Origin of the sequence: Ornithinibacillus scapharcae TW25, from assembly GCF_000190475.1 — a bacterium.
In the GTDB taxonomy this organism is placed as follows: Bacteria; Bacillota; Bacilli; order Bacillales; family Amphibacillaceae; genus Ornithinibacillus; species Ornithinibacillus scapharcae.
In genome coordinates this window covers 1-2,928 of sequence record NZ_AEWH01000027.1, presented here as the reverse complement: position 1 = coordinate 2,928, position 2,928 = coordinate 1, and the positions used below count along the sequence as shown (strand labels likewise).

Annotated in this window: 3 protein-coding genes; 2 read left to right on the top strand and 1 reads right to left on the bottom strand. The window is 35.9% G+C overall.

What is annotated here, in order from left to right; all coding sequences use genetic code 11:
• Positions 1-55: 55 nt before the first annotated feature.
• Positions 56-283 carry a hypothetical protein gene (locus tag G5W_RS0107410; RefSeq protein ID WP_010095503.1) on the bottom strand — a complete coding sequence of 76 codons (228 nt, stop codon included), beginning with the start codon at positions 281-283 and terminating at the stop codon, positions 56-58.
• 229 nt (positions 284-512) lie between these two features.
• On the opposite strand from G5W_RS0107410, the gene G5W_RS0107405 reads away from it, so the two are divergent.
• Together G5W_RS0107405 and G5W_RS0107400 are read left to right on the top strand one after the other, a co-directional pair.
• Positions 513-1,055: an NfeD family protein gene (locus G5W_RS0107405; protein WP_010095502.1), complete on the top strand. Its 543-nt coding sequence runs from the start codon at positions 513-515 to the stop codon at positions 1,053-1,055.
• A 53-nt stretch (positions 1,056-1,108) separates the two neighbouring features.
• Positions 1,109-2,674: a flotillin family protein gene (locus G5W_RS0107400; RefSeq protein ID WP_029191051.1), complete on the top strand. Its 1,566-nt coding sequence runs from the start codon at positions 1,109-1,111 to the stop codon at positions 2,672-2,674.
• The last annotated feature ends 254 nt before the right edge of the window (positions 2,675-2,928 follow it).

Sequence of the window (2,928 nt, the reverse complement as noted above, 5' to 3'; positions counted from 1 at the left end):
GGGTTATATGTAATACAATAAAAAAGCTCTGTCATTACGACAGAGCTTTTTTTTCCTAAGACAAGGTCTTTCGTTTGTTCTTCTCCACTACTTCCTCAGTTGCTACTAAGAAAATCCCCATGATGAATATAAATACACCGCCCATTGTTACACCAATACCAATACCAGTTAAAGCTGCGTAATCGCTTACAAAGTATCCATATAGAAAAGTAATAAAACCAATAGTAATCAAAGTTCCACAAAGAATACTAACTGCCCTTAATATTTTCGCAGAATTTATCATAACCAAAACCCCTTTCATACTTATATTATTCAACTAGTTCACAAATTTGTACTTAAACTTTTTTTTAATTACTATCTTTCAATTTTAAGTCTAAAGATGACATAACTTGTCAACTCACCATTCTTTTCAGAAATTTATTAAAATTATTTGTATTTTATGAAACCTACGTTACAATAGAATCGTATAATAGGTAATCGTTAGTTTCATATCTATAGATAGGATGATGTGTATGACTTTATTTGGTATTGATATTCAGACAATTTACTTAACCACACTAATCATATCAGGAAGTCTAACTGTTCTTTACATTTTCTTCGGTGATGTTATGGATGGTGTTGGTGAAGGACTTGCTTTCCTTAATCCTGCTCTTATATTAGCTTTCATCGTTTTCTTATCCTCTTCCGGCTATGTATTTGAACTAGTGACACCATTCTCAAGTATACTAATACTCTCTATTTCAATTGCATTTGCTTTCCTAATGTCTGTATTACTTCATTTCTTCATACTAGTACCTTTATCCTCTGCTGAGGAATCACTAGTATTTACAGAAGAATCACTGAAAGGAAGAGTTGGTAAAATTATTATTTCTATACCTGAAAATGGTTTTGGCGAAATTGTTATTGATGGTAAGAGTGGAATGATTTCAAGACCTGCAGCAAGTTACGAAAACAATCCAATTGCAGAAGGAACTGAGGTTTTGGTCTTAGATATTAAAGATCGAGTATTATACGTTACTCCTTATGATTTAGATTCTGAAATGACGATTAACTAATTACGGAATCTATCCGTAACAATATATTTTAAGGGGGAAAATATATGGGTGAAATGGTTAGCGGATTAACAATCCTAATTGCTGTTGCTGTGTTTATTGTCATTGCACTGATTGCAGTATTTATAAAAAAATACCGCACAGCAGGGCCTGATGAAGCTCTTATTGTAACAGGGAGCTATTTAGGAAATGGGAAAACAGTACATACAGATGAATCAGGAAATAAGATTAAAATTATTCGTGGTGGGGGTACTTTTGTTCTACCTGTATTCCAGCAAGCAGAACCACTAAGTCTACTATCTAGTAAACTTGATGTAACAACGCCAGAAGTCTATACAGAGCAGGGTGTTCCTGTCATGGCTGATGGTACTGCTATTATAAAAATAGGCGGTACTGTAAACGAAATTGCTACTGCAGCAGAACAATTTTTAGGTAAATCAAAGGAAGACCGTGAAAACGAAGCTAAAGAAGTACTAGAGGGACATCTACGCTCCATTCTAGGATCAATGACAGTTGAAGAAATTTATAAAAACCGAGATAAATTTTCTCAAGAAGTTCAACGTGTTGCATCTCAAGATTTAGCTAAAATGGGCTTGAATATCGTATCCTTTACAATTAAAGATGTAAGAGATAAGAATGGTTATTTAGACTCCCTTGGGAAACCTCGTATAGCACAAGTAAGACGTGATGCAGACATAGCAACAGCTGAAGCTGAAAAAGAAACACGTATTAAACAAGCAGAAGCTTCAAAAGAAGCGAAAAAAGCTGAGCTTGAACGTGCAACTGAGATTGCAGAAGCTGAAAAAGAAAATCAGTTAAAAACTGCAGAATATAGACGCGAGCAGGATATTGCTAAGGCACGTGCCGACCAGGCGTATGACTTAGAAACAGCTCGCGCACAACAAGAAGTAACGGAACAAGAGATGCAAATCAAAATTATTGAACGTCAAAAGCAAATTGAACTAGAAGAAAAAGAGATTCTTCGTCGTGAAAAGCAGTATGACTCTGAAGTTAAGAAGAAAGCTGATGCTGATCGTTATGCGGTTGAGCAAGCTGCCATAGCGGAAAAGGCAAAACAAATTGCTTCAGCAGATGCGAATCAGTATCGTATTGAATCAGAAGCAAAAGCACAGGCTGAAAAAGTACGTGTTGATGGTTTAGCGAAAGCAGACGCACAACGCGCACAGGGTGAATCAGAAGCAGAAGTCATTCGTCTTAAAGGTCTTGCTGAGGCAGAAGCTAAACGTAAGATTGCGGAAGCATTTGAACAATACGGCCAAGCAGCAATTCTCGATATGGTTATCCGTATGCTTCCAGAGTATGCGAAAGAAATTGCTAGTCCATTAAGCAATATCGATAAGATCACTGTAGTAGACACTGGTGGCAATGGGCAAAATGGTGGTGCTAATAAAGTAACTGGATATGCTACAGACTTAATGGCATCGCTACAAGAGACTCTAAAAGCATCCTCTGGGATTGATGTCAAGGAATTATTAGAAGGATTAGTAGGAAATAACAAAATAGCTGTCTCAGACCGTGATGGACTCTCTTTTGAACTCAAGGATCCTGATCCTATTTCTGAAAAAGTTGAAGAAAAACAAGAAGAGGAAATTACAAATTAAATCATGAAAAAAGCATATCCCTTGGGATATGCTTTTTTTCAAAGGCTAAATTGATTGTAGACTTATTGTTATAAGTTTATTAGTTATACCTATTGAAATGTTCTTAGCCGAAATGACCTAGGTTCTCCCCTCTGAATTTTGTAACATTTTGCAGATTGCAAACCATGGTGATCTTAGCAAGAATCTAGTTAACTTTATTCATGCAAAGCAAAAAACCAAGAGACGAATGAATCGCTTCTTGGCTTTTTTTAAAC